Source organism: Pseudomonas sp. VD-NE ins (assembly GCF_031882575.1).
GTDB classification, from domain to species: domain Bacteria; phylum Pseudomonadota; class Gammaproteobacteria; order Pseudomonadales; family Pseudomonadaceae; genus Aquipseudomonas; species Aquipseudomonas fluorescens_BZ.
Genome location: NZ_CP134772.1, coordinates 1579436 through 1604505, shown reverse-complemented (window position 1 = coordinate 1604505; position 25070 = coordinate 1579436). Strand labels below are relative to the sequence as shown.

Genomic DNA, 25070 nt, shown 5'->3' with positions numbered 1-25070 from the left:
AGCTTCAGGCATAAAAAAACCGCCTCTTTCGAGGCGGTTTCTTTTTTACCCTGCCGCTGGATTATTCAGCCAGCTTGAAGGTGATGAAGCTGGCGCGACCTTGACGCAGAACGCGCATCGACACCGAACGGTTCTTCGGCAGCGCTTTGGCGATCTCGCCGAACTCCTTGGTGGAGCCGATGGCTTGATTGTTCAAGTGCGTGATCACGTCACCTGGCTGCAGACCGATCAGGGCCGCAGGACCATCCTGCACTTCCTTGATTACCACACCACCTTTGAGGTCGTAGGTTTTCTTCTGCTCGGCGGTCAGCTCGCCTACCGAAACACCGAGGCGGTTGCTGGTGCTTTCAGTGCCGGACTTCGGCAGTGCATCCAGCTCCTTGTCTTCGTCCGGGATCGCGCCAACCGTCAGTTCGACGTTCTTGCGCTTGCCTTCACGAATCACTTCCAGATTGGCTTTCGCACCAGCCTTCAATGCGCCGACCAGATGCGGCAGGTCTGCAGACATGACGATCGGCTGGCCGTTCATGCTCAGGATCACGTCGCCGACTTGCAGACCACCCTTGGCGGCCGGACCATCGTCCTGAATCTGTGCAACCAGCGCGCCGGCCGGTTTATCCAGACCGAACGACTCTGCCAGATCCTTGTTCACTTCCTGGATGACCACGCCCAGCCAGCCACGGCTGACTTTGCCGCCGCTCTTCAGCTGATTGGACACATCCATCGCCACGTCGATCGGGATCGCGAACGACACGCCCATGAAGCCGCCCGAACGGGTGTAGATCTGCGAGTTGATGCCCACCACTTCACCGTTCAGGTTGAACAGCGGACCACCGGAGTTGCCCGGGTTGATCGGTACGTCAGTCTGAATGAACGGCACGTAGTTTTCGTTCGGCAGACTGCGGCCCACGGCACTGACGATGCCTTGGGTCACGGTGTGATCAAAGCCGAACGGCGAGCCGATCGCGACAACCCACTGACCAGCTTTCAGGTCTTGGGATTTGCCGAGTTTAAGCACCGGCAGATCTTTGCCTTCGATTTTCAGCAAGGCCACGTCGGAACGCGGGTCGGTGCCGATCAGCTTGGCTTTCATTTCGCTGCGATCAGCCAGACGCACGAGAATTTCGTCAGCATCGGCAATCACATGGTTGTTGGTCAGGATGTAGCCATCCGGGGAAATGATGAAGCCCGAACCCAGCGACTGCGCTTCACGCTGACGACCACCACCGCCCGGCGAACGCTGCTGAGGCGGCATGCCACGTTCGAAGAACTCGCGCAGCATCGGCGGCAGGCCTTCCAGATCGGGCATCTGCTGGTTCACTTTGCGATCCGGCAGTTTCTGCGTGGTACTGATGTTCACCACGGCTGGCGAAGCCTGTTCGACCAATTGGGTGAAGTCAGGCAGATCAGCCGCTTGCGCAGCAGGCACCGCCTGACCGAGCAACAGCACGGTGGCGAAAATGGAGAGATAAGATTTCAAACTTGGTATCGACATACAGCTCCCGTTACGACGAGCAGGGTTAAGCGATATGGAGCAAGGAACACCGGAAACCACCGACCGGCATTTTTGTTCCGGGAACAACAAACAAGGCCAGAGCCGTGAGGCTCTGACCTATAAAAAATTTTCGGGGTATTTGCAAATGAAAATGCTCAGCAAACATTTCATCTACGTCTCGACGAAGGACTGGTAATGACTGAAATCAGCTCACTGCTTGCTGGTTGCAGTGCCATCGGTATTACGCATCGACAGAGCAATTCGTTCGGCGGTGCCAATCGGAATCTCGCCAACCACCGTGACCATCATTTCGCCGTCGGGGGTAGTCAGGCGACGAGAAACGGCAACGGTCGGGCCAAGTTGAGTCCGCGTATCGGTCACTGTTGCTCCGTTCAAAGGCTCAAGGAACACCGAGAACCGCGCCAGACCATCGTCATACAGCAGGCTGTTGACCTGTGTCTTGGTTTCCGGATCTTTGTGCGAGGTGCTGCTGGTCAATTCAAAACCCGGCGGCAGCCATTCAGAGTGCCAGACCTGTGCGGTCTTGACGGCCGAAGCCTTGTCGCTGTCGAGCGTAATCGCTTTACAGTCGGCATCGGCCTGCAAATCTTTGTCCGAAGGGACTTCGTCAGTATTGAGACTGGTGAACTGGAAGCGTTCGAGCAACTGTCCCTTGTCGTTCAGCAGCAACGACTTCAACGGCAAGCCCGTTTTCTTGTCCAGATGCAGCTCAAACCCGTAACGATGCTGATCGCGAGGCGTCAGCGATACGATCACTGCGTCTCGCCCAGCCACGCGCGATTTGCCGATGACGGCAAGGTCATACCAGTTTTTCAGCTTTTGCGGATCGAGGGGACGAGCGGCTGAGTTGGGAGAATCCCCCAGCCCGGCAATCAGGGTGCCACTGACGCATTGAGTGTGTCCATCAATGCGCACGACTTCCTGCGCCGAACCGTCGAGCTGGAGTAAACGCTCGCGGACCTGGCCATTCTGGACGCGATGCCAGATGTTATGGGTAGAAAAACTACCGTTACGCTCGTAAACGAATGTGCCGTGAAAGCTTTGCTGCTGCTCGGCCTGGCCCAGACGGGTCAACCAGTCCTGGGCCTCATCAGCATGGGCTGGAACAATGAACCAGCCACTCAGCAGAAGCGAAAGTAGAGGTATGGCGCGCATGATCCTCCTTAACGGTTTTCCAGGCTTGCTGCACGTGCGTATGGCAACGCGCTTTCAGTGCCTTTCAGTGCAGCCTGTTGAGCGTGCTGACGCAAGTAACCTGGCAGACGCTGATCGTGCCAGCCTGGCTGACCTTGCAGTACGCCGTTGGCCATAGGACCAGTAGCTTCCGAACTCTCACTATAGCCTGCCAGAACAGCCGGACCTTTGACCTGCGGGGTCGCCAGGGTTGGCTGATTGGATTGCTGAGCCAGTTCGACGCCAGCGATTTCGTCCTGGTTGTACAGGCGAACACCGGCCAGAACGGCAACAGTCACCGAGGCAGCAACAGCCAGACGGCCGAGGTTGCGCCATGGGCTGCGAGATACTTTGGCCGGAGCCGTTTCGTCTTCCAGTGCAGCAGACACTGCCGCAGCGATATCCAGACGTGGAAGCAGCAGATCCTTGTGCATGGCTGCCCGAGCGATCTGGTAACGAGCCCAGGTCTCACGGGTATCAACATCATCCAGTGCATTAAGCACTCGACGCAATTCCAGTTCGTCCGCTTCGTTATCCATCACTGCGGACAGCGATTCCTGCAGGGCTTCACGACTCATGGCGTTCCTCTCTTGGCTGTCGCCGCTGTCTCAGTTTTCCTGCAACAACGGCTGCAGGGCTTTATCGATGGCCTCCCGGGCGCGGAAAATCCGGGAGCGCACGGTACCCACCGGACATTGCATGACGCTCGCAATGTCCTCGTAACTCAGACCATCGAATTCACGTAAAGTTAAAGCCGTACGCAAATCCTCTGGCAGTTGCTGGATGGTTCGATGGACGGTGCCTTCGATCTCATCCCGCAGCAGTGCACGTTCTGGTGACTCGAGATCCTTGAGGCCGTGATCGCCATCGTAGAACTCTGCGTCTTCGGAACTTACATCGCTATCCGGCGGCCGGCGGCCGCGTGAAACGAGGTAATTCTTTGCCGTGTTAATGGCAATACGGTACAGCCACGTATAAAACGCACTGTCGCCGCGAAAGTTTCCAAGTGCTCGATACGCCTTGATAAAGGCTTCCTGAGCCACGTCCTGGGCTTCATGGGTGTCGTGCACAAAACGCACGATCAACCCGAGAATCTTGTGCTGATACTTCAGCACCAACAGATCGAAAGCTCGCTTGTCGCCGCGTTGAACGCGCTCGACCAGCTGCTGATCCTCTTCCTGGGTTAGCATGAACACTCCTCGATAAGCCCGGAGGAGACTTGCATAACTAAACGACCAGACTTGCAAACATAGACTCGGGCTTTTCGCAAAAGTTCTCCCCCTCAAGGCAAGTTTCCTGCGGGCTCTGATTTGGCACGCACGAAAAACGCAGCTCGGGATAAACCGGCTGCGCGAATAATCTTGTCATCGGTTTCGCCGGCAGGAATCCAACCACAGATTCCGCACTGAAGCCGACACTGTCCCTTATCTCTGGCACCGACTATTGATCTTGGGCCCTTGGCAAAAGTTCCAATTATTTATAGCCGTCGCCACCCGACATTGGGCAACCCTGTGCAGAAAAAGTCTGTTTCAGCACCGATACAGTCGCCTTTTCCCCAAACGGGTAAAAAAAACTTCCGACGAAGCACACGGCTTTTTCGTTCACAGTAGTTTCACAATGCCATATGGGCCCGGCTATTGTGCCGCCCCACCCCTCTATATACTAGTGGGCTGTGTGGCTGTCTTGACTCGCCGATCCAGCTGTCTTGCTCCACCCCCGACCCGGGTCGCTTTGAGCGGAATCCTGTAATGAGCCAACAATTCCAACATGATGTTCTGGTCATAGGCAGCGGTGCTGCCGGTTTGAGTCTCGCGCTGACCCTGCCGGGTCATTTGCGCATTGCCGTATTGAGCAAGGGCGATCTCGCCAATGGATCGACTTTTTGGGCCCAGGGTGGCGTTGCCGCCGTGCTCGACGACACCGACACTGTCGAATCCCATGTCGATGACACCCTGAATGCCGGCGGCGGTCTGTGCCATGAAGACGCTGTACGCTTCACCGTCGAGCACAGCCGCGAAGCCATCCAGTGGCTGATCGATCAAGGCGTCCCCTTCACGCGCGACGATCAGTCCGGCACAGAGGATGGCGGATTCGAGTTCCATCTGACCCGTGAAGGCGGTCACAGCCACCGACGCATCATCCATGCGGCCGATGCAACGGGTGCGGCAATCTTCAAAACCTTGCTGGCTCAGGCCAAAGAGCGTTCGAACATCGAACTGCTGGAACAGCGGGTTGCCGTTGACCTGATCACCGAGCGACGCCTGGGCATGGAAGGCGAACGCTGCCTCGGCGCCTACGTTCTCAACCGTAAAACCGGCGAAGTCGACACTTACGGCGCACGCTTTGTGATTCTGGCCTCGGGCGGCGCGGCCAAGGTCTACCTCTATACCAGTAACCCCGATGGCGCCTGCGGTGATGGCATCGCCATGGCCTGGCGTTCGGGCTGTCGCGTGGCGAACCTGGAATTCAATCAATTCCACCCGACCTGCCTTTATCACCCGCAAGCCAAGAGTTTTTTGATCACCGAAGCCCTGCGCGGCGAAGGCGCCCATTTGAAGCTGCCGAATGGCGAACGCTTCATGTATCGCTTTGACAAGCGCGCCGAACTGGCACCACGCGACATCGTCGCCCGGGCCATTGACCATGAAATGAAGCGCTTGGGCGTCGACTGCGTGTATCTCGATATCAGCCACAAGCCCGAAGCGTTCATTAAAAGTCACTTCCCGACTGTTTATGAGCGCTGCCTCGGTTTCGGCATCGACATCACCAAGCAGCCGATCCCGGTCGTACCGGCCGCGCATTACACCTGCGGCGGTGTAATGGTCGATCAGAATGGCCGCACCGATGTTCCCGGCCTGTATGCGATTGGTGAAACCAGCTTCACCGGCCTGCATGGCGCCAACCGCATGGCCAGCAATTCACTGCTGGAATGCTTCGTCTATGCCCGCTCGGCAGCGGCCGACATCCTCGCGCAACTGGACGATGTCACCGCGCCAAACGCCCTGCCCGCGTGGGATGCCAGCCAGGTGACTGATTCCGACGAAGACGTGATCATCGCGCACAACTGGGATGAACTGCGGCGGTTCATGTGGGACTACGTCGGCATCGTGCGCACCAACAAGCGCCTGCAACGAGCGCAACACCGCGTGCGACTGCTGCTGGACGAGATCGACGAGTTCTACAGCAACTATAAAGTCAGCCGCGATCTGATCGAATTGCGTAACCTGGCACAAGTCGCCGAACTGATGATTTGCTCAGCCATGGAGCGCAAGGAAAGTCGAGGCCTCCATTACACCCTCGACTATCCCGACCTGCTTCCCGAGGCGCTCGACACTATTCTGGTGCCGCCCACCTACGTCGGCTGAACTTGAGCCGTACTCGCAGGCGCCGGTGCAAGTCCGCCGCCTGCGAGTCCCGTGGTACGCAGATCGACCTGATTCGCCATTCCCCACGCAAGCGAAAGCGCAATACCACAAGCAACGGCAGCGCCAGGCTGTCCGGCCTCAACTGCACGGCTTGCCAACCATTGGCCTGATTCCACAACTGCCAGCCATCAGCATCGCGGCGCAAACCACAAAAAGCCTCAGGGTGATTCAACAGAATCTGCCTTGGCAACACCCAAAAGCCATGCAGCAGACAGCCAAAAGCCCCGAGCAGACTGGCCCAGAGTGGAATTGACAGCAGAAACAAGGCGCCCAGCGCGAACGCCTGGGCCAACAGATACGCCGCCAGCAACTGCCGCGAGGCATGCCAGCGGCATTCGAACGTGTTACTTGGGCTGGACACGATCCAGGATCATGCGAACCATGCGCTGCAGTTCCGGATCTTCAGACTCGCTGCGCTCCATGAACCAGCCGAACATGTCCTGATCCTCGCACTCCAGCAGGCGCACGTACAAATCGCGATCTACCTGATTCAGGTCTGCGTAGACCTCCTTCACAAACGGCACCAGCAACACGTCAAGCTCAAGCATGCCGCGACGGCTGTGCCAAAAGAGGCGATTCAGTTCAACTTGTTCGACCATGGAGCCCTCCTCAAATTTGCCGGCAAGTATACAGCCCCGAGACGGGTCGCACAGTCGGCTTTGGTCGGGCACCACCGATCCTTTATCAACTACCCATTTCAACCATGCCCCCTTATGATGTGCCCCAGTCTATTTACCCTGCGAAGACCCATGGCCGATTCTGCTTTTTTCTGCACCCTGTCTCATGAAGGCGTTCTCGCGGTTCGCGGCGCGGATGCCGGAAAATTCCTGCAAGGCCAGTTGACCTGCAACCTCAATTACCTGAGCGATAATCGCGCCAGCCTTGGTGCGCGCTGCACACAGAAAGGCCGGATGCAGTCGAGCTTTCGTATTCTGCTCGAAGGCGACGGCGTGGTCCTGGCGATGGCCAGCGAGCTGCTGGAGCCGCAACTGGCGGACCTGAAAAAGTACGCGGTGTTCTCCAAATCGAAACTGACCGACGAAAGTGCCGCTTGGGTGCGTTTCGGCGTGGAGAATGGCGACGACGCCTTGACCAGCCTCGGCCTGGAGTTGCCAGCGGAAACCGACAGCGTCGTGCGTAATGAAGGCCTGATCGCGATTCGCGTCTCGCCCGATCGCGCCGAACTCTGGGCACCGGCCGATCAGGCGGATGCCATCAAAGCCAAATTGTCCACCATCCTGCCTGAGGCTGAGCTCAATCAATGGCTGCTGGGCCAGATCCGCGCCGGTATTGGCCAGGTCATGCCGAGCACCCGCGAGCTGTTCATCCCGCAGATGCTCAACCTGCAAGCCGTCGGCGGCGTGAGTTTCAAGAAAGGTTGCTACACCGGCCAGGAAATCGTCGCGCGCATGCAGTACCTGGGCAAACTCAAGCGTCGTCTGTATCGCCTGAGCCTGGACACTGCTGATTTGCCAGAGCCTGGCACACAACTGTTTGCGCCAAGCCACAACAGCTCCATCGGTGAAGTGGTGTTGGCTGCCAAGGCCGGGCAAAACATTGAACTCCTGGCGGTGCTGCAGGCCGAAGCTGCCGAAGCCGGTGATTTGCATCTGGGCACCCTCGAAGGTCCCGCGCTGCATCTGCTCGACCTGCCTTACGAACTGGATCGCGACCGCGAAATCCAGCGCTGATCGCAGCATTTGTTGCAACACCCTAGAGAGTTTAAATGAGCGAACTGGCGGAAAAAGTCCAACAGGATTTGGTTGAGGCCATCGATAACGATGACCTGGTTCTGCCCACGTTGCCGGAAGTGGCCCTGCAGATTCGCAAGGCCGCTGAAGACCCGGAAATCAGCGTCAGCGACCTGAGCAAAGTGATCGGCCGTGACACCGCGCTGTCGGCGCGCCTGATCAAAGTGGTCAACAGCCCGCTGCTGCGCGCCGCGCAGGAAGTTACCGACCTGCACACGGCCATCACCCGGTTGGGCATCAACTACAGCAGCAACCTGGCGATCGGCCTGGTGATGGAGCAGATCTTCCACGCCCGCTCGGAAGTGGTCGAACAGAAGATGCGCGAAGTCTGGCGCAAGAGCCTGGAAATTGCCGGGGTCAGTTATGCGTTGTGCCGCCGCTACACGCAGCTCAAACCCGATCAGGCAGCGCTCGGCGGGCTCGTGCATCAGATCGGCGTGTTGCCGATTCTGACCTACGCCGAAGATCACTATGAGCTGCTGTCGGATCCGGTCAGCCTCAATCATGTAATCGACCATATTCATCCGCTGCTTGGCGACAAGTTGTTGCGCGTCTGGGAGTTCCCGGAGCGACTGGTGGAATTGCCGGGGCGCTATCAGGACTTCAAACGCGATTCGACGGCCATTGATTACGTCGATCTGGTGCAGGTGGCGAGCCTGTATTGCCACAAGGACACGGATCATCCGTTTGCGCGGATTGATCCACTGAGCGTGCCGGCGTTCAGAAAGCTTGGGATTGATCCTGAGAACAAAGCGCTGTGTGAAGATCTGGAAGAGTCGCGGACGATGTTTTACTGATCCGAAACCGCGCCGCCCCATTCGCGAGCAGGCTCGCTCCCACAATGAAATGCATTCCCCTGTGAGAGCACAGCTGATTCACACATTGAAATGCATTCCCCTGTGGGAGCACAGCTGATTCACACATTGAAATGCATTCCCCTGTGGGAGCGAGCCTGCTCGCGAAAGGGCCAGAAAAACCACCACAATCAGCCGGCAATAAAACTGACTCGCACCTTCAACCCCGCCTGCTCACCATCATGCAGACTGATCTGCGCCAGATGCGCCCGGCAGATCTCGCCGACAATCGCCAACCCCAACCCAGAACCCGCCACCTGCTGATTACGCCGGTAGAACCGCTCGAACACCCGATCGCGCTCCTCCAGCGGAATGCCCGGCCCGTCATCTTCAACTTCTAGCACCGCCGGCGCCGTGACGCGCAAAATTACATTGCCGCCCGGCGGCGTATGCGCCAAGGCGTTGTCTACCAGATTGCTCAGCAACTCATTGAGCAACGTCGGCTCACCGCGCAGCCAGACCGGTTCGTCCGCCTCCAGCGCCAGCGCCACCCCGCGCTTGTGTGCCAGTGGCGCCATGGCCATGCCCAGTTCCCGGGCCAACTGACTCAGATCGAGCAACTGCGCGCCGCCCTCGGCAATCGCCCGGGCGCCGTTTTCGACGCGCGCCAGCGACAGCAACTGATTGGCCAGATGAGTCAGGCGGTCGGTGCTTTGCGCCGAAGACTCCAATGTCGTGCGCCACGTCTCGGGATCGTTCGAACGCAGGCCCAATTCAAGCCGAGCCTTCAGCGCCGCCAAGGGTGTGCGCAGTTCGTGGGCCGCGTCGGCGATGAACTGCGCCTGCCGTTCAAACTGACCACGCAGGCGCTCGGTGAAATGGTTGAGTCCACGCACCAACGGCCACAGCTCATGCTGCACTTCAACCAATGGCAGCGGCCGCAAGTCATCGGGCTGCCGCTCTTCCACCGCTGTACGCAAGCGCTCCAACGGGCGCAATGCGGCACTGACCGCGAACCACACCAGCAACAACGCGCCGATCGCCAACATGCCCAATCGCAGCAAAGTATCAGCCGCCAGACTGCGCGCCATGCTCACCCGCGCTTCGTCGGTTTCGGCGACGCGGATTTCCGCCATGCCGTTCATGTTCGGTTCGGTCACTGCTTTCAGCAGACTGACCACGCGCACGTTCTGCCCTTTGTAGGTGGCGTTGTAGAAACGCGCCAACGCTGGATAACTGTCGGTGCGCGGTGTCCCCGGCGGCGGGCCGGGGAGGTTTTCGTAGCCGGAAATCAGCTTTTGATGGATATCGTTGACCTGATAGTAAATCCGCCCGGCGCTGTCGTAAGCGAAGGTATCAAGCGCGACGTAAGGCACATCGGCGCTCAGTGTGCCGTCACGTTGCGACAGGCCCGCCGCGATGGTCCGCGCCGAGGCCAGCAACGTGCGGTCGTACGCGGTGTCTGCCGCTTCGCGACCATTCCAGTAAGCGCTTAAACCACTGGCGAGCATCAACACCACCAGCAGCAATGCGAGGTTCCACAGCAAGCGCCAGCGCAGGCTGCTGGGCTTATGCATCGCGGCTTTCCAGCAGGTAACCGAGACCACGGAAAGTCACGATGGCGACGGGTTGGCCGTCGAGTTTCTTGCGCAAGCGATGCACGTAGATTTCGATCGCGTCGGGGCTGGCCTCTTCATCGAGACCGAATACCTGCGCGGCCAGTTGCTCCTTGCTCATCACTCGTCCCGGACGGGCGATCAGCGCTTCCAGCACCGCTTGCTCGCGGGATGTCAGGGTCAGCAATTCTTCACCGAGGGTGAAGCGCCGGGTGTCGAGGTCATAGGCCAGCACGCCACAACGCTGTTGGCGTTCGCCACCGAGCACACTACGGCGTAACAAGGCTTTGACCCGCGCTTCCAGTTCAGTCAGTTCGAACGGTTTGGCGAGGTAATCGTCGGCACCGAGATTGAGACCATGGACGCGATCTTTCACATCACTGCGCGCGGTGAGCATCAGCACCGGCAGATTCTTGCCGCGTGCGCGCAAACGCGCGAGCACCTCGAAACCGTCCATGCGCGGCAGGCCGACATCGAGGATCGCCACAGCGTATTCCTCACTGCCCAGCGCCAGATCGGCAGCCACGCCATCGTGCAACACATCCACGGTCAGACCGGTGCTCTTGAGCGCCTGAGCGACACTTTCGGCCAGTTGCAGATGGTCTTCGACGAGCAGGACACGCATGGATTTTTACCTCGTTCAGGGATGGCCAACGCCACGCTTTGCCGCGGAGTTTACAGCCGCAACCGCCGCTGTGAAGCCCGAAAACCTTGAAAGTCTGCTGAAAGGTTAGCGAAAGGTTAGCTGGTTACAGTCGGCCCACGGACAGTTCCGACTGCCGTCGCTGATGCCACACAGCGCAACGAAAAACGCCTCGAAGCGTTTTCGACCAATAAGAACAATAAACGGAGTACACCCGCATGCCGTCCATGCAGCCTCAGGCGTCCACGCCTGTTCGCCCTTCCCGTTTCAGCCACACCGCCCTCGTCAGTGCCGCCGCCCTTGCCGGCTTTTCGCCGTTGAGTTTTGCCGACTTCATTGAAGACAGCAGCGCCACCTTCGAAACCCGCAACATGTATTTCAACCGCGACTTTCGCGATGGCACCAGCGCCCAGCAATCCAAGCGTGACGAATGGGCCCAGGGCTTCATGCTCAATCTGCAATCGGGTTACACCGATGGCACCGTGGGGTTCGGTGTCGATGCGTTGGGCATGCTCGGCGTCAAACTCGATTCAAGTCCGGACCGCACCGGCACCGGCCTGCTGCCGACCCACGATGACGGGCGCGCCGCCGATGAATACTCGAAAGTCGGCCTGACCGGCAAAGTGAAAATTTCCGCCACGGAACTTAAAATCGGCAGCCTGATTCCCGAACTGCCGATCCTCAAACCGAACGACGGGCGCATCCTGCCGCAGACCTTTGAAGGTGGCTTGCTCACTTCCAAAGAGATCAAGAACCTGACCTTCACCGGTGGTCGACTGGAGAAAGCCAAGGATCGCGACAGCACCGACTTCGAAGACATCGCCCTCAACAACAAGAACAGCCGTTTCGCTGGCACCGCTGCCGGCAATCACTTCGATTTTGGCGGCGTGGATTACAAGTTCACCGACAAGATCACCGGCAGTTACCACTTCGCTCAACTTGACGAAGTCTACAACCAGCACTTCTTCGGCCTCGTTGCTTCGCGGCCGATGGGCCACGGTACGTTCGCCACTGACCTGCGCTTTGCCGTCAGTGATGACCAGGGCGCAGCCCGTGGCGGCGAGATCGACAACCGCTCGCTCAACGGTCTGGTCAGCTACGCGCTGAGCGGCCACAAGTTCAGCGCCGGTTATCAGCACATGTCCGGCGACAGCGCCTTCCCGTATGTCGATGGCAGCGACCCGTACCTGGTCAACTTCGTCCAGATCAACGATTTCGCCGGCGCTGAAGAACGCTCCTGGCAGGCTCGTTACGACTTTGACTTCGCCAAGCTCGGCATTCCAGGCCTGAGCTTCATGAGCCGTTACCTGAGCGGTGACAACATCAAGCTCAAGAACGGTGAAGAAGGCAAAGAGTGGGAACGCAACACCGAGATCAAATATGTAGTACAAAGCGGCGCCTTGAAGGACGTCGCCGTGCGTTTGCGCAATGCCACTTACCGCTCCAACTACTCGGCTCGCGATGCAGACGAAGTGCGTTTGCTGGTGAGCTACAGCGTTGCACTTTGGTAAATGCCCGTAAGTGAAAAACACGTCGAATAACAACAATGCCCGTGGAGAATCGAATGAACCTGTCACTGCGTAAAGTTGCACTGGCCGCCAGTTGCATCCTGTTTGCCGGCCAACTGATGGCCGAACCGAAACGTCCGGAATGTATCGCCCCGGCCTCCCCCGGCGGTGGTTTCGACCTGACCTGCAAACTGGTGCAGAGCGCACTGGTCAACCAGAAACTGCTGAGCAAACCGATGCGTGTGACCTACATGCCCGGTGGAGTCGGCGCGGTGGCGTACAACGCTGTGGTCGCGCAACGTCCGGCCGATGCCGGCACGCTGGTGGCGTGGTCGAGCGGTTCGCTGTTGAACCTGGCCCAGGGCAAGTTCGGTCGTTTCGATGAGACCAACGTGCGTTGGCTGGCAGCGGTCGGCACCAGCTACGGCGCCATCGCGGTGAAAAGCGATTCGCCCTACAAGACCCTCGACGATCTCGTTCAGGCATTGAAGAAAGATCCAAGCTCGGTGGTCATCGGTTCCGGCGGTACTGTCGGCAGCCAGGACTGGATGCAAACTGCACTGATCGCCAAGGCTGCCGGGATCAACCCGCGTGACCTGCGTTACGTGGCGCTCGAAGGTGGCGGCGAAATCGCCACGGCCCTGCTCGGCGGGCACATCCAGGTCGGCAGCACCGACATCTCCGACTCCATGCCGCACATCCAGAGCGGCGACATGCGCCTGCTCGCGGTGTTCGCCGACAAGCGCCTCGACGAGCCGGAAATGAAAGACATCCCGACTGCTCGCGAGCAAGGCTACGACATCGTCTGGCCAGTGGTGCGCGGCTTCTACCTGGGGCCAAAAGTCAGCGATGAAGACTACGCCTGGTGGAAAGACTCGTTCGACAAACTGCTGGCCTCCGATGAGTTCGCCAAGCTTCGCGATCAGCGTGAACTGTTCCCGTTCGCCATGACCGGCCCGGAACTCGACACCTACGTGAAGAAGCAAGTCGCGGACTACAAAGTGCTGGCCAAAGAGTTCGGCCTGATCCAGTGATCGCCTCTGTCTAGCGGCTGCGTTCCCGGTTGCGGGGACGCGGCCCAGGAGCTCCCATGCTTATTCAACGCATTTTCGCCTCAGTGCTGCTGCTGGTTTGCGCCGGCCTGGCATTGATGGCGTGGCCGTACCAAGCGGCTTTTTCCTACGAACCGGTGGGCCCACGCGCCTTCCCGCTGCTGATGCTCGGCCTGATGGGCTTGGCGCTGCTGTACATGGTGTTCCGCCCGGCGCCGATCAAACACAGCGACGACGAGCCGCCACTGGATCGCGAAACCCTGACCAAGATCACCATTTGCGTCGCACTGCTGCTGGTGTTCGCCGGTCTCTTCGAACCGCTGGGTTTCATCCTCAGCAGCATCCTCATCGGCATTCCGATGGCGCGCCTGTATGGCGGTCGCTGGATGCCGAGCATCGTGGTGACCACGCTGATGGCCATCGGTCTGTACCTGCTGTTCGACCGTGTGATGGACGTTCCGCTGCCCCTTGGTCTGCTCGACGTGCTGGAGAACTGATATGGATACCCTCGGTTATTTGGGTCAAGGCTTCGGCGTCGCGCTGAGCCCGTACAACCTGGTCACGGCCCTGACCGGCACGCTGATCGGCACCGTCGTCGGCTTGCTCCCGGGCCTTGGCCCGATCAATGGCGTGGCCTTGCTGATCCCGATCGCATTTGCCCTCGGCCTGCCACCGGAGTCGGCGCTGATCCTGCTGGCAGCGGTGTACCTGGGCTGCGAATACGGCGGGCGGATCAGCTCGATCCTGCTGAACATTCCAGGCGAAGCGTCGACCGTGATGACCACCCTCGACGGTTACCCGATGGCCCGCAAAGGCCTCGCCGGTGTGGCGCTGTCGTTGTCGGCGTGGAGTTCGTTTATCGGTGCATTCATCGCCACCTGCGGCATGGTCCTGTTCGCGCCGCTGCTGGCGAAATGGGCGATTGCCTTCGGCCCGGCGGAATACTTCGTGTTGATGGTGTTTGCGATTGTCTGTCTCGGCGGCATGGCCGGTGATCGCCCGTTGAAGACCTTTATCGCGGCATTGATCGGCCTGTTCCTGTCGAGCGTCGGCATTGACGCCAACAGCGGCGTATACCGCTTTACCGGCGACAACATCCACCTGACTGACGGCATTCAATTCGTCGTGCTGGTACTGGGTCTGTTCTCGGTCAGCGAGATTCTGTTGCTGCTGGAGAAAACCCATCGCGGTCAGGAAGCGGTGAAAGCCACCGGGCGGATGATGTTCAACTTCAAGGAAGCCTCGTCGGTGTTCGTGGTGAACATCCGTTGCGGCCTCCTCGGTTTCATCATGGGTGTATTGCCGGGTGCCGGCGCGACGCTGGCCAGCGCCGTGGCCTACATGACCGAAAAACGCATCGCCGGTGCCAGTGGCAAATTCGGTCAGGGTGACGCGCGTGGTCTCGCCGCGCCAGAAACTGCAATCGGTGCTTCGGCTTGTGGTGCTTTGGTGCCGATGCTGACACTGGGCGTTCCTGGCTCGGGCACTACTGCGGTGATGATCGGCGCCCTGTCGCTGTACAACATCACCCCGGGCCCGCTGCTGTTCCAGCAACAACCGGACATCGTCTGGGGCCTGATCGCGTCGTTGTTCATCGCCAACATCATGCTGGTGATCCTCAACATCCCGATGATCCGCATCTTCACCCGCATCCTTGCCGTGCCGAACTGGGCGCTGGTGCCGGTGATTGCGATCATCACCGGGATCGGCGTCTACGCGGTGCACGCCACCACGTTCGACCTGTTCCTGATGGTCGGCATCGGCATCTTCGGCTACATCCTGCGCAAGCTCGACTTCCCGTTGTCGCCAGTGCTGCTGGGTTTCATCCTCGGTGGCTTGATGGAGCAGAACCTGCGCCGTGCCCTGTCGATTTCCAACGGTGCTCTGGAAATTCTCTGGTCGAGCCCGATCACCTTCGGTGTCTGGGTACTGACCGCGATCATGCTGCTGATGCCACTGTTGCGCATCTGGCGCAAACGTTCGGTCGCGCGTCGCGCCATCGCCGATGTTTGATCGCGCCTCACTGAAATCCTGGTGGGGAACCCCGCTGGTCGGTCTGCTTGGCGGTTACCTCGCCAGCCAGATCGGCTGGCCACTACCGTGGATGGTCGGCTCGTTGCTGGCGATCATCCTCGTGCGCTGCCTGACCCCGTGGCAACTCACGGAAATCCCTGGCGGCCGCAAGTGCGGCCAGTGGATTGTCGGCATCGGCATCGGCCTGCACTTCACCCCGGTGGTGATGGAGCAGGTGCTCAGTCATTTCGGTTTGATCTTCTTCGGCGCACTGGTCACCAGTGTCTCGGCGGTAGTCGGCGTGTGGTTGATGCGCCGCACCGGCGAGGACCGCGCCACGGCGTTTTTCTCCAGCATGCCCGGCGGTTCCGGGGAGATGGTCAACCTCGGCGCGCGCAATGGCGCGATGCTCAGTCATGTTGCGGCGGGGCAGAGTTTGCGGGTGCTGGTGGTGGTGCTGTGTGTGCCGGCGGCGTTCAAGTATCTGCTCGGCGATGGCAACCCGATTGCTCATGCCGGCAGCGTCGATTGCCGCTGGCTGGCCATTCTGTTTCCGGCGGGTGGTTTGCTCGCCTGGCTCTGGCAGCGTTTGCGCCAACCCAATCCGTGGTTGTTCGGGCCGTTGCTGGTGAGTGCGGCGGTGAGCATTGGCTGGGATCTGCACATTGGTTTACCCAGTGGTGGCAGCCAGATTGGCCAGTGGCTGATTGGCAGTGGTTTGGGTTGCCACTTCAACCGGCAGTTCTTCCGCCGCGCACCTTCATTCATGGGGCGGACGTTGATCGGCACGGCGTTGACCATGTTGATCGCGACACTGGCGGCGTTAGGGTTGAGCGCTTTGACCCATCTCGATCTGCGCTCGCTGACCCTGGGCATGATGCCCGGCGGGATTGCCGAGATGAGTCTGACGGCGGAGACCCTGCAATTGTCGGTGCCGCTGGTGACGGCGATGCAGGTGATGCGGTTGTTGTTTGTGCTGTTTCTGGCAGAGCCGTTGTTCAAGTACTGGAATCGTAATCCCGAGTGAGACCGAGTTGCCCCTATCGCTGGCAAGCTAGCTCCCACAGGTTTTTGGGGTGTTCACATAATCTGTGGCACCCACAAAATCCTGTGGGAGCTGGCTTGCCAGCGATGGGGCCCTTCAGATCCCCTTCAGATGGGCGGCAAACGCCACTCGATCGGCGTCTCGCCATTCTGCTCAAGAAACTTGTTGGTCCGGCTGAAATGCCCACAACCCAAAAATCCGCGATAAGCCGATAGAGGCGACGGATGCACCGACGTCAGCACCAGATGCTTGGTCGCGTCGATCAGCTTCTGTTTGCTCTGCGCATGGGCGCCCCAGAGCATGAACACCAGATGCGGCTGGCGCTCGCTGACCACCTCGATGATCCGATCAGTGAAAAACTGCCAGCCCTTGTCCTTGTGCGCATTGGCGTTGGCGCGCTCGACGGTCATGGTGGTGTTGATCATCAACACGCCCTGATCGGCCCAGCTCTGCAGGTAACCGTGATTGGGAATGTCGATGTTCAGGTCGCGCTTCAACTCTTTATAGATGTTGACCAGCGACGGCGGCGCCGGCACACCCGGTTGTACCGAGAAGCACAAGCCATGGGCCTGGCCCGGGCCGTGATACGGGTCCTGACCGAGGATCACCACTTTTACTTTATCCAGCGGCGTCGAGTTCAGCGCGTTGAAAATCATTGGCCCCGGCGGATAGATTTCCTTGCCGGCCGCCCGCTCCTGCTGCAGAAACTGGCGCAACTCTGCCATGTAAGGCTGGTCGAATTCAGCACGCAGTGCCTCCTTCCAGCTCGGTTCGAGTTTGATACGGTCGTCAGCAGTCATGGTCATACCCGGCAAAAACAATGGGGCGAACCCTAGGAAAGCCGACCACGCTTGTCAATTGATCTGATGCAGATCCGGCACTTTCCCACACAACGATCATACTGATCGTTCAAATTCCCGATCGAGGTCACGATGAATCTGCACTTCGAAGAACTCACCGGCACCGACGGCGCCCGCATCGGTATCGCCAGCCTGGATGCTGAAAAATCGCTGAATGCGCTGTCCCTGCCGATGATCAACGCCCTCAGCGACAAGCTGGGCGCCTGGGCCAAGGATCCACAAATCGTCTGTGTGTTGCTGCGCGGCAACGGCGCCAAGGCCTTCTGCGCCGGCGGCGAGGTGCGCAGCCTGGTCGAGGCATGTCGCGCCCATCCCGGCGAGGTACCACCGCTGGCCGCGCAGTTTTTCAGCGCGGAATATCGTCTGGATTACAGCCTGCACACCTATCCGAAACCGTTGATCTGCTGGGGCCATGGTTACGTGCTCGGTGGCGGTATGGGCCTGTTGCAAGGCGCCAGTACGCGGATTGTCACACCGAGCAGCCGCTTGGCGATGCCGGAAATCACCATCGGTCTGTATCCCGACGTCGGCGCCAGTTGGTTTCTCGCTCGGCTGCCGGGCAAGCTCGGTTTGTTCCTCGGACTGACCGGCGCGCACATGAACGGTCGTGATGCGATCGATCTGGACCTGGCCGACCGCTTCCTGCTCGACGAACAGCAGCCGCAACTGATCGAAGGCCTGTTGCAGCTCAATTGGCAGGAACAGACTGACGTGCAGCTCAACAGCCTGCTCAAGGCTTTGCAGCAAGAGGCCGTGGCGCAAATGCCCGAGGCGCAATGGCTACCGCGTCGGCAGCAGATCGACGAACTGCTCGACGTCAGCGACGTCACCTGCGCGTGGAAAGCCATTAGCCTGCAACGCGACAGCACTGATCCGTTGATCGCCCGGGCAGCCAAAACCATGAGTGAAGGCGCACCGCTGACCGCACATCTGGTCTGGGAACAGATCATCCGCGCCCGGCATATGTCGCTGGCCGAAGTCTTTCAGATGGAATACACCCTGAGCCTTAATTGCTGCCGGCATCCGGAGTTCAGCGAAGGGGTTCGCGCACGGTTGATCGACAAGGATCAGAAGCCGCACTGGCATTGGCCGGATATCAATAACGTGCCGGATGCGGTGGTCGAGGCGCACTTTCACAAGGTCTGGGAGGGGCGGCATCCGTTGGCGGATTTGACGCAGTATTGAAGTACTGATTGCCCGCGATGGTCACCTTCGTCTTCGATCGCGGGCCCTCTCAAACTGACGTTATTACAGTTAATTCAGTTCGTAGAACTTGATTATCTCGGCCAACGCGAGTTGCGACTCTTCATTTTCTTTTACAAGAATATCCTCCACATCACGCAGTGCCGGAAGAGGATGCAGTCGTTCGGCAATTTGCGCTGCGGTGTAGTCTTTAACCGTTTCTCCTTCGCCGCTAACCCTTATGAACCCAATCGCGCTTTCGCCTCCAGAAAAATGATTAGCCACTCGAACCTTGGGGCCCATGCCATAGCAGACCACTATGACAAGATCTTCCTGATCGCGATGAAACCTTAATTGTTCAATAGGTATACCCACACCAGAAAAATCGATTCCATCGATCCCACCCCCGGTGTTATTAATCAAGTCTCTTCCAAGACCATCGTATTTGTAGAGATCGTTGCCAGCACCACCAGACAACGTGTCATTACCGGGACCGCCTAGCAGCACATCATCGTCGACACTCCCCATCAGCGCATCATGTCCATGCATACCTCTGATTTCACCTGCGCCGCTTAGCGTGTCATTACCGTGACTTCCCACCAGTGGGAGCGCTTGGCCATCTCTCATAGATTTGGCACTGGCCGCATTATCGACCAACAGACCATTGTGATAAGTATCCGGGGCAGGACCCAGCTGACTGGAGCCAAACAGCTCTTTGAGAGTAACGCTTGATCCATCTGCAAACTTTATAACCTCGATACCGGAACCCTCAATATCTCCGGCATTGGGTAGAACAATGCGAACTTTCTGCGACCCACCCCATTTAATATCGAGTGTCGAATAGAGCATTTTCGCCCGAGGCGGATGGCGATAGGCATCACGACGCGGATCAGTTGCCAACCCAACATTCACTGTTTCAATGAGTGTTGCGCCCCAACTGAGCTGCAAATTCTCCTGCGTCGCGTCCTCTGGAAGCACGACAGTATCTTGATCGACTAATCCATACTCGTCCTTCCATCCGGCAACACCTACTTCAGGTCGGAGAAAAACCGGATTCAGCACATCCGCGATAATGGTCGTTGCGCCAACATGTGCCTGCACGATGTAAGTATCGGCACCGTTTTCACCGTACAGGTAGTCATCCCCAGCGCCGCTCAATAAATAATCAGCGCCTTCAGAACCGAGCAGGGTATCATTGCCCGCCCCGGCGGACAGAAAGGCACCCGGTATCCTGTCATTAATATAGTCGTAATCAAGTAGAACACCAGAATAGGCGACGATCAGGTCATCGCCTGCACCACCCTGGAAAAGATTGCCGACTTCGACATTAACTCGCCCACCGACATCGTCGCCGTGGACAACTTTATGTTTGATCGCTTCAGTTGTGACATCCCGCCGAAATTCCTTGCGGACAGTTTCGCCCGCCGTGAAACTTTCAGCAGGATAGATGTACCATCCTTCGATAGCACCTGAATCTGTTCTATCTGCAATAATTACGTCGCCGACTTTGAATGAAAAACCGCTGGCAGTGCCAGATCGAAAATAACGTGGCTCCAGTAATAACGGCGACGTAATGCCCTCTTTCTTTACCTCTCGAAAACTGGATTGGGATGTAAAGCTTGACTGTCTTTCGCTAAATACCGCATCGCCAGTGGCAGACCCCATCCATTGAGGCGTTTCAGACAATGCCCCCGTTTCGATGCTTTCATCGATCACATCAGTGTGGGTGATATAACCCGTATCGTTGGTGGTTATATGGTTACGAACCCAGACACCTGGTTTGCTCAAGGTAAAGCCTGTTGCATGCCTGCTTGCGGAGCGCTTTGCTTTGAGCTCCGCCAGGAACCTGTCTGTCCAGCCAACATTATGATCAATGGCATTACTTCGTTCCTCACCAGGAACAACGATCCCTGATTGGCCCGGAACAGCAACCGGGTCTTCGTCTGCAATGATGTGTTTATCTTCTTCTTTGGCCAGCACTCCTTCCCCTGCTGGCGGTTCGATGATATCTACGGCTGGCAGCGTTTTTTTCATGACCTCTTGATAGCCGAGAATGACACCATCGCTAAACGTGAACGTTGAATTCTTCCATTCTTCATAATTCCTGATAAGGATGGCGTCCCCCTCACCATTGAACAGCCGCAATACCCGGCCTACGGAAACATCAATGATGTCGGCTTTCAGACTTTCCGCAGAGAACCCGGCACCGAACTTGATGACATTGCTGCCACCTGAATCGGTGATAACGTCAAGACCATCACCCACCCCGAAATAGTAAACATCAGCGCCGTCATGGCCCTCCATCACGTCGTTACCGGCCCCGCCATCAAAAACGTTATTGCCTGAATCTCCACGAAGGTGGTCTACACCCTCCCCGCCCAACAAAGTGTCGTTGCCACCACCGCCCAGCAAGGTATCGTTGCCTGATCCACCGTCCAGATAATCTGCGCCGTGTTCAGCCTCCGCTGTCTGCTCGTAATCGCCGGATAAAATGTCATCATCAGCGCCGCCATAAAGCGTGTCGGCGCCCAAGCCTCCCAGAAGGGTATCGTTTCCTTCATCGCCTTGAAGGTAATCATTGTTGATTCCACCTGACTGCAGGTTGGACACATCGCCATCCATCGCGTCAGCTCCTGCCCCGCCGATCAGAGTATCGGAGCCACCCATTCCCTGAAGTGTGTCATCGCCCGCTCCACCATCAAGTAAATCATTACCGTGATAACGAACCGGATGCTCAGCATTGTCCCCGGCCAGCGCGTCGTTACCTTCACCTCCGAACAGCAGATCATCCGCCCCGCCCCCCAAAAGTGTGTCGTCTCCCGCACCACCGTCCAGCAGGTCATTTCCAAAAAAGTGGGCGGCGTCACCGGCAACGCCGTTCAGTACATCGTCATCCCCGTGGAGAGTGTCATTGCCAGAGCCACCATACATCGCATCGGCTCCACCGTTACCAGCGAGCCAATCATCGCCACTGCCACCGTCCAATACATCGTTGCCATGGTGTTTGCTTTGCAGTCCACCGCCCCAATCGAGGTTGTCTCCCATCATTGTGTCGTTACCGCTTCCTCCAGCCAGCGTGTCATTCCCGCCATCCCCCCAAAGAAGATCATCTTCAGTTCCGCCATCAAGCAGATCCTCACCCCATCCGCCATTGAGAACATCGCGACCGCCCTGACCGTAGAGAACATCGTTATCGCCCTGCGTCGAACTATTGAAGGAGGCCTTAGAAAAGACAGTTCGGTGACTGGTGACACCACCGTCTATAAGAACTTTGACGCGTGTGAATCCCCATTTCTGCTCCAACGCGCCGGTCGTTTCATCCCCTGATAAAACGTCATCTCCCGCACCTCCAATCAGCGTATCCCGATCGTTACCGCCCAGAAGCACGTCCTGGGATGCCGTACCGATGAGCAAATCGTGGCCTGCCCCTCCATCAAGCCAATCACCTCGAGCTGTTTTCCCTTTAACGTCGCCAGCGGCCATGGCCTTTTCGAGCGTCGTCTGTTTATCCCCAAACAACTGATCGTTTCCGGCCTTGCCGAATAATCGATCAGAACCGCCAAGTCCGAGAATGACGTCGTCCTTGGCAGAGCCGTACAGCACATCGGCCTTGTTTCTCTGTTTTACGTTGGCCAATAGCAAGGCGTTGCCCAGCTCATCGTATGAGAACTGATCCCCGGGAACATTGGGGTCGATATCTTTCGCTTTCCAGTCGCCCTCGAGAACCAGGTCGGGAGCAGAGACCGTAGGGTCTTGGTGTTCAGGAAGTCGGATACCCAGCATCCCGGGGCGGAAGTTCTTGATAACGACGAGATCGTTCAGGCCATATTTGATGTTGAGCGTGGGTTCGCTGAGTTCTTCGATGAGAGTCAGGGTAATGGCCTGATCCTCGGTCGACCAGACATCGCTCAAAGGGGCGCGGCGTTTGAGTGAAGGAATCGGCGCGCCGTTGATCCATAGCTGCCCATTGGCGTTGGCGTCGAAGATCTCATCGATGCCATCACCGCTGGAAAACTCATAGCGGTCGCTGCCTGCGCCACCGATCAAAGTGTCGTTGCCCTTTCCTCCGAGCAAAACATCATCACCGGCCATTGCGTACAGCGCATCATTGCCGTCGCCTCCGGCAAGCAAGTCGTTGCCGCGTCCACCCTCGATGACATCGTGACCTGCCAGGCCGTTGATCGTGTCATTGCCCGCGCCGCCATACAGATGATCAGTGTTCGCACCGCCCGCGAAAGACCGCGTGCCGTCATCACCGAACATGACCAGCGGGTTCAACACACCGGTGGTCATCGGCACCTGTTTGGCTGAGGCGAGATCGGAGTAGGAAAACTTCTGCAGCGATTGTTCTCCAAACGAGCCCTGGGTTCGGGCAATCAACCGGGCCAACATTTGCGCACGATCGGCGAGCCATTGCGCGGTGATGAAACCTTCGCCGGTCAGCGGATCGTAGAGCTCCAGTCCGCGTCCGGGATAACCGTCATCGCGTTCAATGACGATTTCACTGAGCTGCTTCAGGGAATTGCGCAACGACAGGCCGACGGGGGTCGACTCCCCAGCCAGTTTTGCCCATGAATCCGCGTTTCCGTATTCACCTATTGATCGGGTGACGATGCTTTGGGACTGCTCGGGTGAAAATGCCGAGAAGAATACGTAGGCGTTGGTGGCGAAGGTTTCATCGGTGGTAGGTGACGCTGCTGAATCGCCGTCGTAGGTGCGCTTGAACATGTCGAGGAATTCATTCTGGCCATAGCGCAATATCAGGTCGACCACGACGGAAACCGGCGTGCCTTGAACGACATGCTGAATCAGCGGATTGAGGCTGCCACTGGCGAGCGCGATATTGATTTGCTCTGGCACGACGGAAAGCAGACTTTGCAGTGGGTTGACGCCGAAATTACTGATCGCCGCTCGCAGGCCGACACTGTATGAATCGATGGCGAACAGAATATTTTTGTAGTCATCGAGCCTGTTGGCTTTTGCTTGAGTCGGCGGGCCGCCATCTTCCCCTTGCGAATCACCAGCGGTGATCAATCTCCAGGTTTCATAGGGCGGTGCTCCACCCAACAGGCTGAATCCGACTGTCCCGGACCAGCCGGCGTTATGGCTCACGGTTGTATCCTTCTCTCCGCAAGCCTCACTAAACAGTGCCTTGCCGATCGCACTGGCATCAATCTCTGCAATCTGGCTGATGGACGGAACCGTCCAGGGTGCCAGTCGACCGGCGAGGGATCCGTCGATCAAGGTATTGATGAAATTGGCGGCGACCTGATTCGATGACAGCTGCATCAGGTCTCCACTGAAGATTTTATTCAGTCTCAGTTCACCTTGCCGCGAGGTATAACCGCGAATCAGGGCGGAGTAGGCACCGTTTCCACCGTTGGCATCAATGGCCACGGCAAGCCAGAGCCTGGCGCTTTCAAGAACTTTTCCAGACTCCTCATTGACGGCGAAAACTTCAGAAATTCTTCCACCAATAATATCGAATAGCTTTTGATACAGGGGAGCGCAGCTAGCCCCAACTAATTTCAGCGCATCGTACCGAATTTTTTCTGAGCGCAGACTTATACCTTTACAAATATTCGCAGCATTAAATATTTCGGTTTTTTCAATATCGCTAAAAACATAACTCATCGTTACTTCCTTGTAATAACAGAGTGTGAAAGATAAGCACTGAGAAACTTGAGCATCTCAGGTGCTTCGCGTAATGACGATAGACCGAGACTCACGCTACCGTGCCCCCCAGCAAAGTCAAAGCTATCCAGATTCACGGTGCAGAAAAAATTTAACTTTCCGAAATTCAAAGCCTCCAATTCGGCTCTGCTGAACTTTGCCATTTTCTCGTCAGTCAGTTGTTCCTCGGAAGCCGGGCGAATCAAACCGTCGCAGTCTATCAACCGAGGCGTGCCATCACGCCGCGGCCAACCAGTGATGACGAACGTTCTAACGGAAGCCTCATTCTTGAAATGCGGCGGAGGCGCATTAAGCCAAAGCTCCAACCCAGGATAATTTTTCAACTTCACAATCAACTCGTCCGGCCAGTTGACATGCCGATAACCCCGTTCATGGGGCTCGGTAGTTTCTTTCCTTGTATAAAGCCCGGCGGTCAATTTATAAAGACGCCAACTTTCAGGAATCGACTTCAGGCTCTGATCCTGGTACCGGCGCAAGCCCGTCCCGGTCCACCAGAAATGCCCCTTGAGCGTATTGGCAAGGCACGCTTTCTTATTCGACAATTCAGGCATGCCAACATAAAACTCCGGCACCAGAGTCTTATCCACATAGCTGCCGCCCAGTATGGGCACCTGCTTCATGCTCGCCAGCTTCTTTTGACAGGCCTCCTGATCCGCGTAATAGATTGCCATCGCCTCGGCGACTTCTTCTTCACGGATATAAAAATCCACCACGCAATAACAGACATAAATAACCACGCCGTATTTCAACAACTTCTTAAACCATTTAACCGTTTGCTTACGCGACATCCGGAGCATT

General features: G+C 57.7%; 20 protein-coding genes. 9 read left to right on the top strand and 11 right to left on the bottom strand.

The annotated features are described in order from the left end of the window. Nucleotides 1-61 precede the first annotated feature (61 nt). From RMV17_RS06980 to rpoE, 4 genes are all read right to left on the bottom strand, one after another. The gene (locus RMV17_RS06980) at nt 62-1495 is read right to left on the bottom strand and encodes a DegQ family serine endoprotease (protein WP_034153148.1); all 1434 of its coding nucleotides are present in this window, start codon (nt 1493-1495) and stop codon (nt 62-64) included. 210 nt (nt 1496-1705) lie between these two features. Next, nucleotides 1706-2671: a MucB/RseB C-terminal domain-containing protein gene (locus RMV17_RS06975; RefSeq protein ID WP_108225980.1), complete on the bottom strand. Its 966-nt coding sequence runs from the start codon at nt 2669-2671 to the stop codon at nt 1706-1708. Between the two features lie 8 nt (nt 2672-2679). Continuing rightward, entirely contained in the window at nt 2680-3267 is a 588-nt protein-coding gene (locus RMV17_RS06970; protein WP_034153146.1) for a sigma-E factor negative regulatory protein, read from the bottom strand. Nucleotides 3268-3297: 30 nt separating this feature from the next. Beyond that, a complete protein-coding gene (gene rpoE, locus RMV17_RS06965; RefSeq protein WP_003172477.1) occupies nt 3298-3879 on the bottom strand; it encodes an RNA polymerase sigma factor RpoE in 582 nt (193 codons plus the stop codon). 558 nt (nt 3880-4437) lie between these two features. Here rpoE and nadB point away from each other — a divergent pair. Next, on the top strand, nt 4438-6054 hold the full coding sequence (gene nadB / locus RMV17_RS06960; RefSeq protein ID WP_034153145.1) for an L-aspartate oxidase: 1617 nt from the start codon (nt 4438-4440) through the stop codon (nt 6052-6054). Here the strand turns inward: nadB and RMV17_RS06955 are convergent. Beyond that, on the bottom strand, nt 6023-6475 hold the full coding sequence (locus RMV17_RS06955; protein ID WP_311886099.1) for a protein YgfX: 453 nt from the start codon (nt 6473-6475) through the stop codon (nt 6023-6025). The genes nadB and RMV17_RS06955 overlap by 32 nt on opposite strands. After that, the gene (locus RMV17_RS06950) at nt 6459-6713 is read right to left on the bottom strand and encodes a succinate dehydrogenase assembly factor 2 (protein WP_034153143.1); all 255 of its coding nucleotides are present in this window, start codon (nt 6711-6713) and stop codon (nt 6459-6461) included. Before RMV17_RS06950 ends, RMV17_RS06955 begins: the two co-directional genes overlap by 17 nt. A 150-nt stretch (nt 6714-6863) precedes the next feature. On the opposite strand from RMV17_RS06950, the gene RMV17_RS06945 reads away from it, so the two are divergent. Together RMV17_RS06945 and RMV17_RS06940 are read left to right on the top strand one after the other, a co-directional pair. Next, nucleotides 6864-7805 (top strand): folate-binding protein YgfZ, encoded by a 942-nt coding sequence (locus tag RMV17_RS06945; RefSeq protein ID WP_311886098.1) that lies wholly within the window; start codon nt 6864-6866, stop codon nt 7803-7805. Nucleotides 7806-7840: 35 nt separating this feature from the next. After that, nucleotides 7841-8662, top strand: coding sequence for an HDOD domain-containing protein (locus RMV17_RS06940; RefSeq protein ID WP_034153141.1), 822 nt, complete (start codon nt 7841-7843; stop codon nt 8660-8662). Nucleotides 8663-8850: 188 nt separating this feature from the next. On the opposite strand, the gene RMV17_RS06935 is transcribed toward RMV17_RS06940, so the two are convergent. Beyond that, nucleotides 8851-10236, bottom strand: coding sequence for a sensor histidine kinase (locus RMV17_RS06935; RefSeq protein WP_034153140.1), 1386 nt, complete (start codon nt 10234-10236; stop codon nt 8851-8853). Next, nucleotides 10229-10900 (bottom strand): response regulator, encoded by a 672-nt coding sequence (locus RMV17_RS06930; protein ID WP_034153139.1) that lies wholly within the window; start codon nt 10898-10900, stop codon nt 10229-10231. Before RMV17_RS06930 ends, RMV17_RS06935 begins: the two co-directional genes overlap by 8 nt. Nucleotides 10901-11136: 236 nt before the next feature. On the opposite strand from RMV17_RS06930, the gene RMV17_RS06925 reads away from it, so the two are divergent. Genes RMV17_RS06925 through RMV17_RS06905 form a run of 5 tightly spaced genes read left to right on the top strand, consistent with a single transcriptional unit; the run spans nt 11137 to nt 16518 of the window. Beyond that, nucleotides 11137-12429: an OprD family porin gene (locus RMV17_RS06925; protein ID WP_311886097.1), complete on the top strand. Its 1293-nt coding sequence runs from the start codon at nt 11137-11139 to the stop codon at nt 12427-12429. A gap of 53 nt (nt 12430-12482) precedes the next feature. Beyond that, on the top strand, nt 12483-13460 hold the full coding sequence (locus RMV17_RS06920) for a tripartite tricarboxylate transporter substrate binding protein (RefSeq protein ID WP_034153137.1): 978 nt from the start codon (nt 12483-12485) through the stop codon (nt 13458-13460). 56 nt (nt 13461-13516) lie between these two features. Beyond that, entirely contained in the window at nt 13517-13975 is a 459-nt protein-coding gene (locus RMV17_RS06915; RefSeq protein ID WP_311886096.1) for a tripartite tricarboxylate transporter TctB family protein, read from the top strand. Between the two features lies 1 nt (nt 13976). Next, a complete protein-coding gene (locus tag RMV17_RS06910; protein WP_007911435.1) occupies nt 13977-15491 on the top strand; it encodes a tripartite tricarboxylate transporter permease in 1515 nt (504 codons plus the stop codon). Further along, entirely contained in the window at nt 15484-16518 is a 1035-nt protein-coding gene (locus tag RMV17_RS06905) for an AbrB family transcriptional regulator (RefSeq protein WP_311886095.1), read from the top strand. Before RMV17_RS06910 ends, RMV17_RS06905 begins: the two co-directional genes overlap by 8 nt. Nucleotides 16519-16643: 125 nt before the next feature. On the opposite strand, the gene ung is transcribed toward RMV17_RS06905, so the two are convergent. Continuing rightward, entirely contained in the window at nt 16644-17336 is a 693-nt protein-coding gene (ung, locus tag RMV17_RS06900; protein ID WP_108225992.1) for a uracil-DNA glycosylase, read from the bottom strand. A 132-nt stretch (nt 17337-17468) separates the two neighbouring features. Here ung and RMV17_RS06895 point away from each other — a divergent pair, with 132 nt between their 5' ends. Continuing rightward, nucleotides 17469-18581 (top strand): enoyl-CoA hydratase/isomerase family protein, encoded by a 1113-nt coding sequence (locus RMV17_RS06895; protein WP_311886094.1) that lies wholly within the window; start codon nt 17469-17471, stop codon nt 18579-18581. Nucleotides 18582-18650: 69 nt separating this feature from the next. On the opposite strand, the gene RMV17_RS06890 is transcribed toward RMV17_RS06895, so the two are convergent. Both RMV17_RS06890 and RMV17_RS06885 read right to left on the bottom strand, forming a co-directional pair. After that, nucleotides 18651-24212 (bottom strand): calcium-binding protein, encoded by a 5562-nt coding sequence (locus tag RMV17_RS06890; RefSeq protein ID WP_311886093.1) that lies wholly within the window; start codon nt 24210-24212, stop codon nt 18651-18653. 2 nt (nt 24213-24214) lie between these two features. Continuing rightward, nucleotides 24215-25069: a hypothetical protein gene (locus RMV17_RS06885; RefSeq protein WP_311886092.1), complete on the bottom strand. Its 855-nt coding sequence runs from the start codon at nt 25067-25069 to the stop codon at nt 24215-24217. Between the last annotated feature and the right edge of the window lies 1 nt (nt 25070).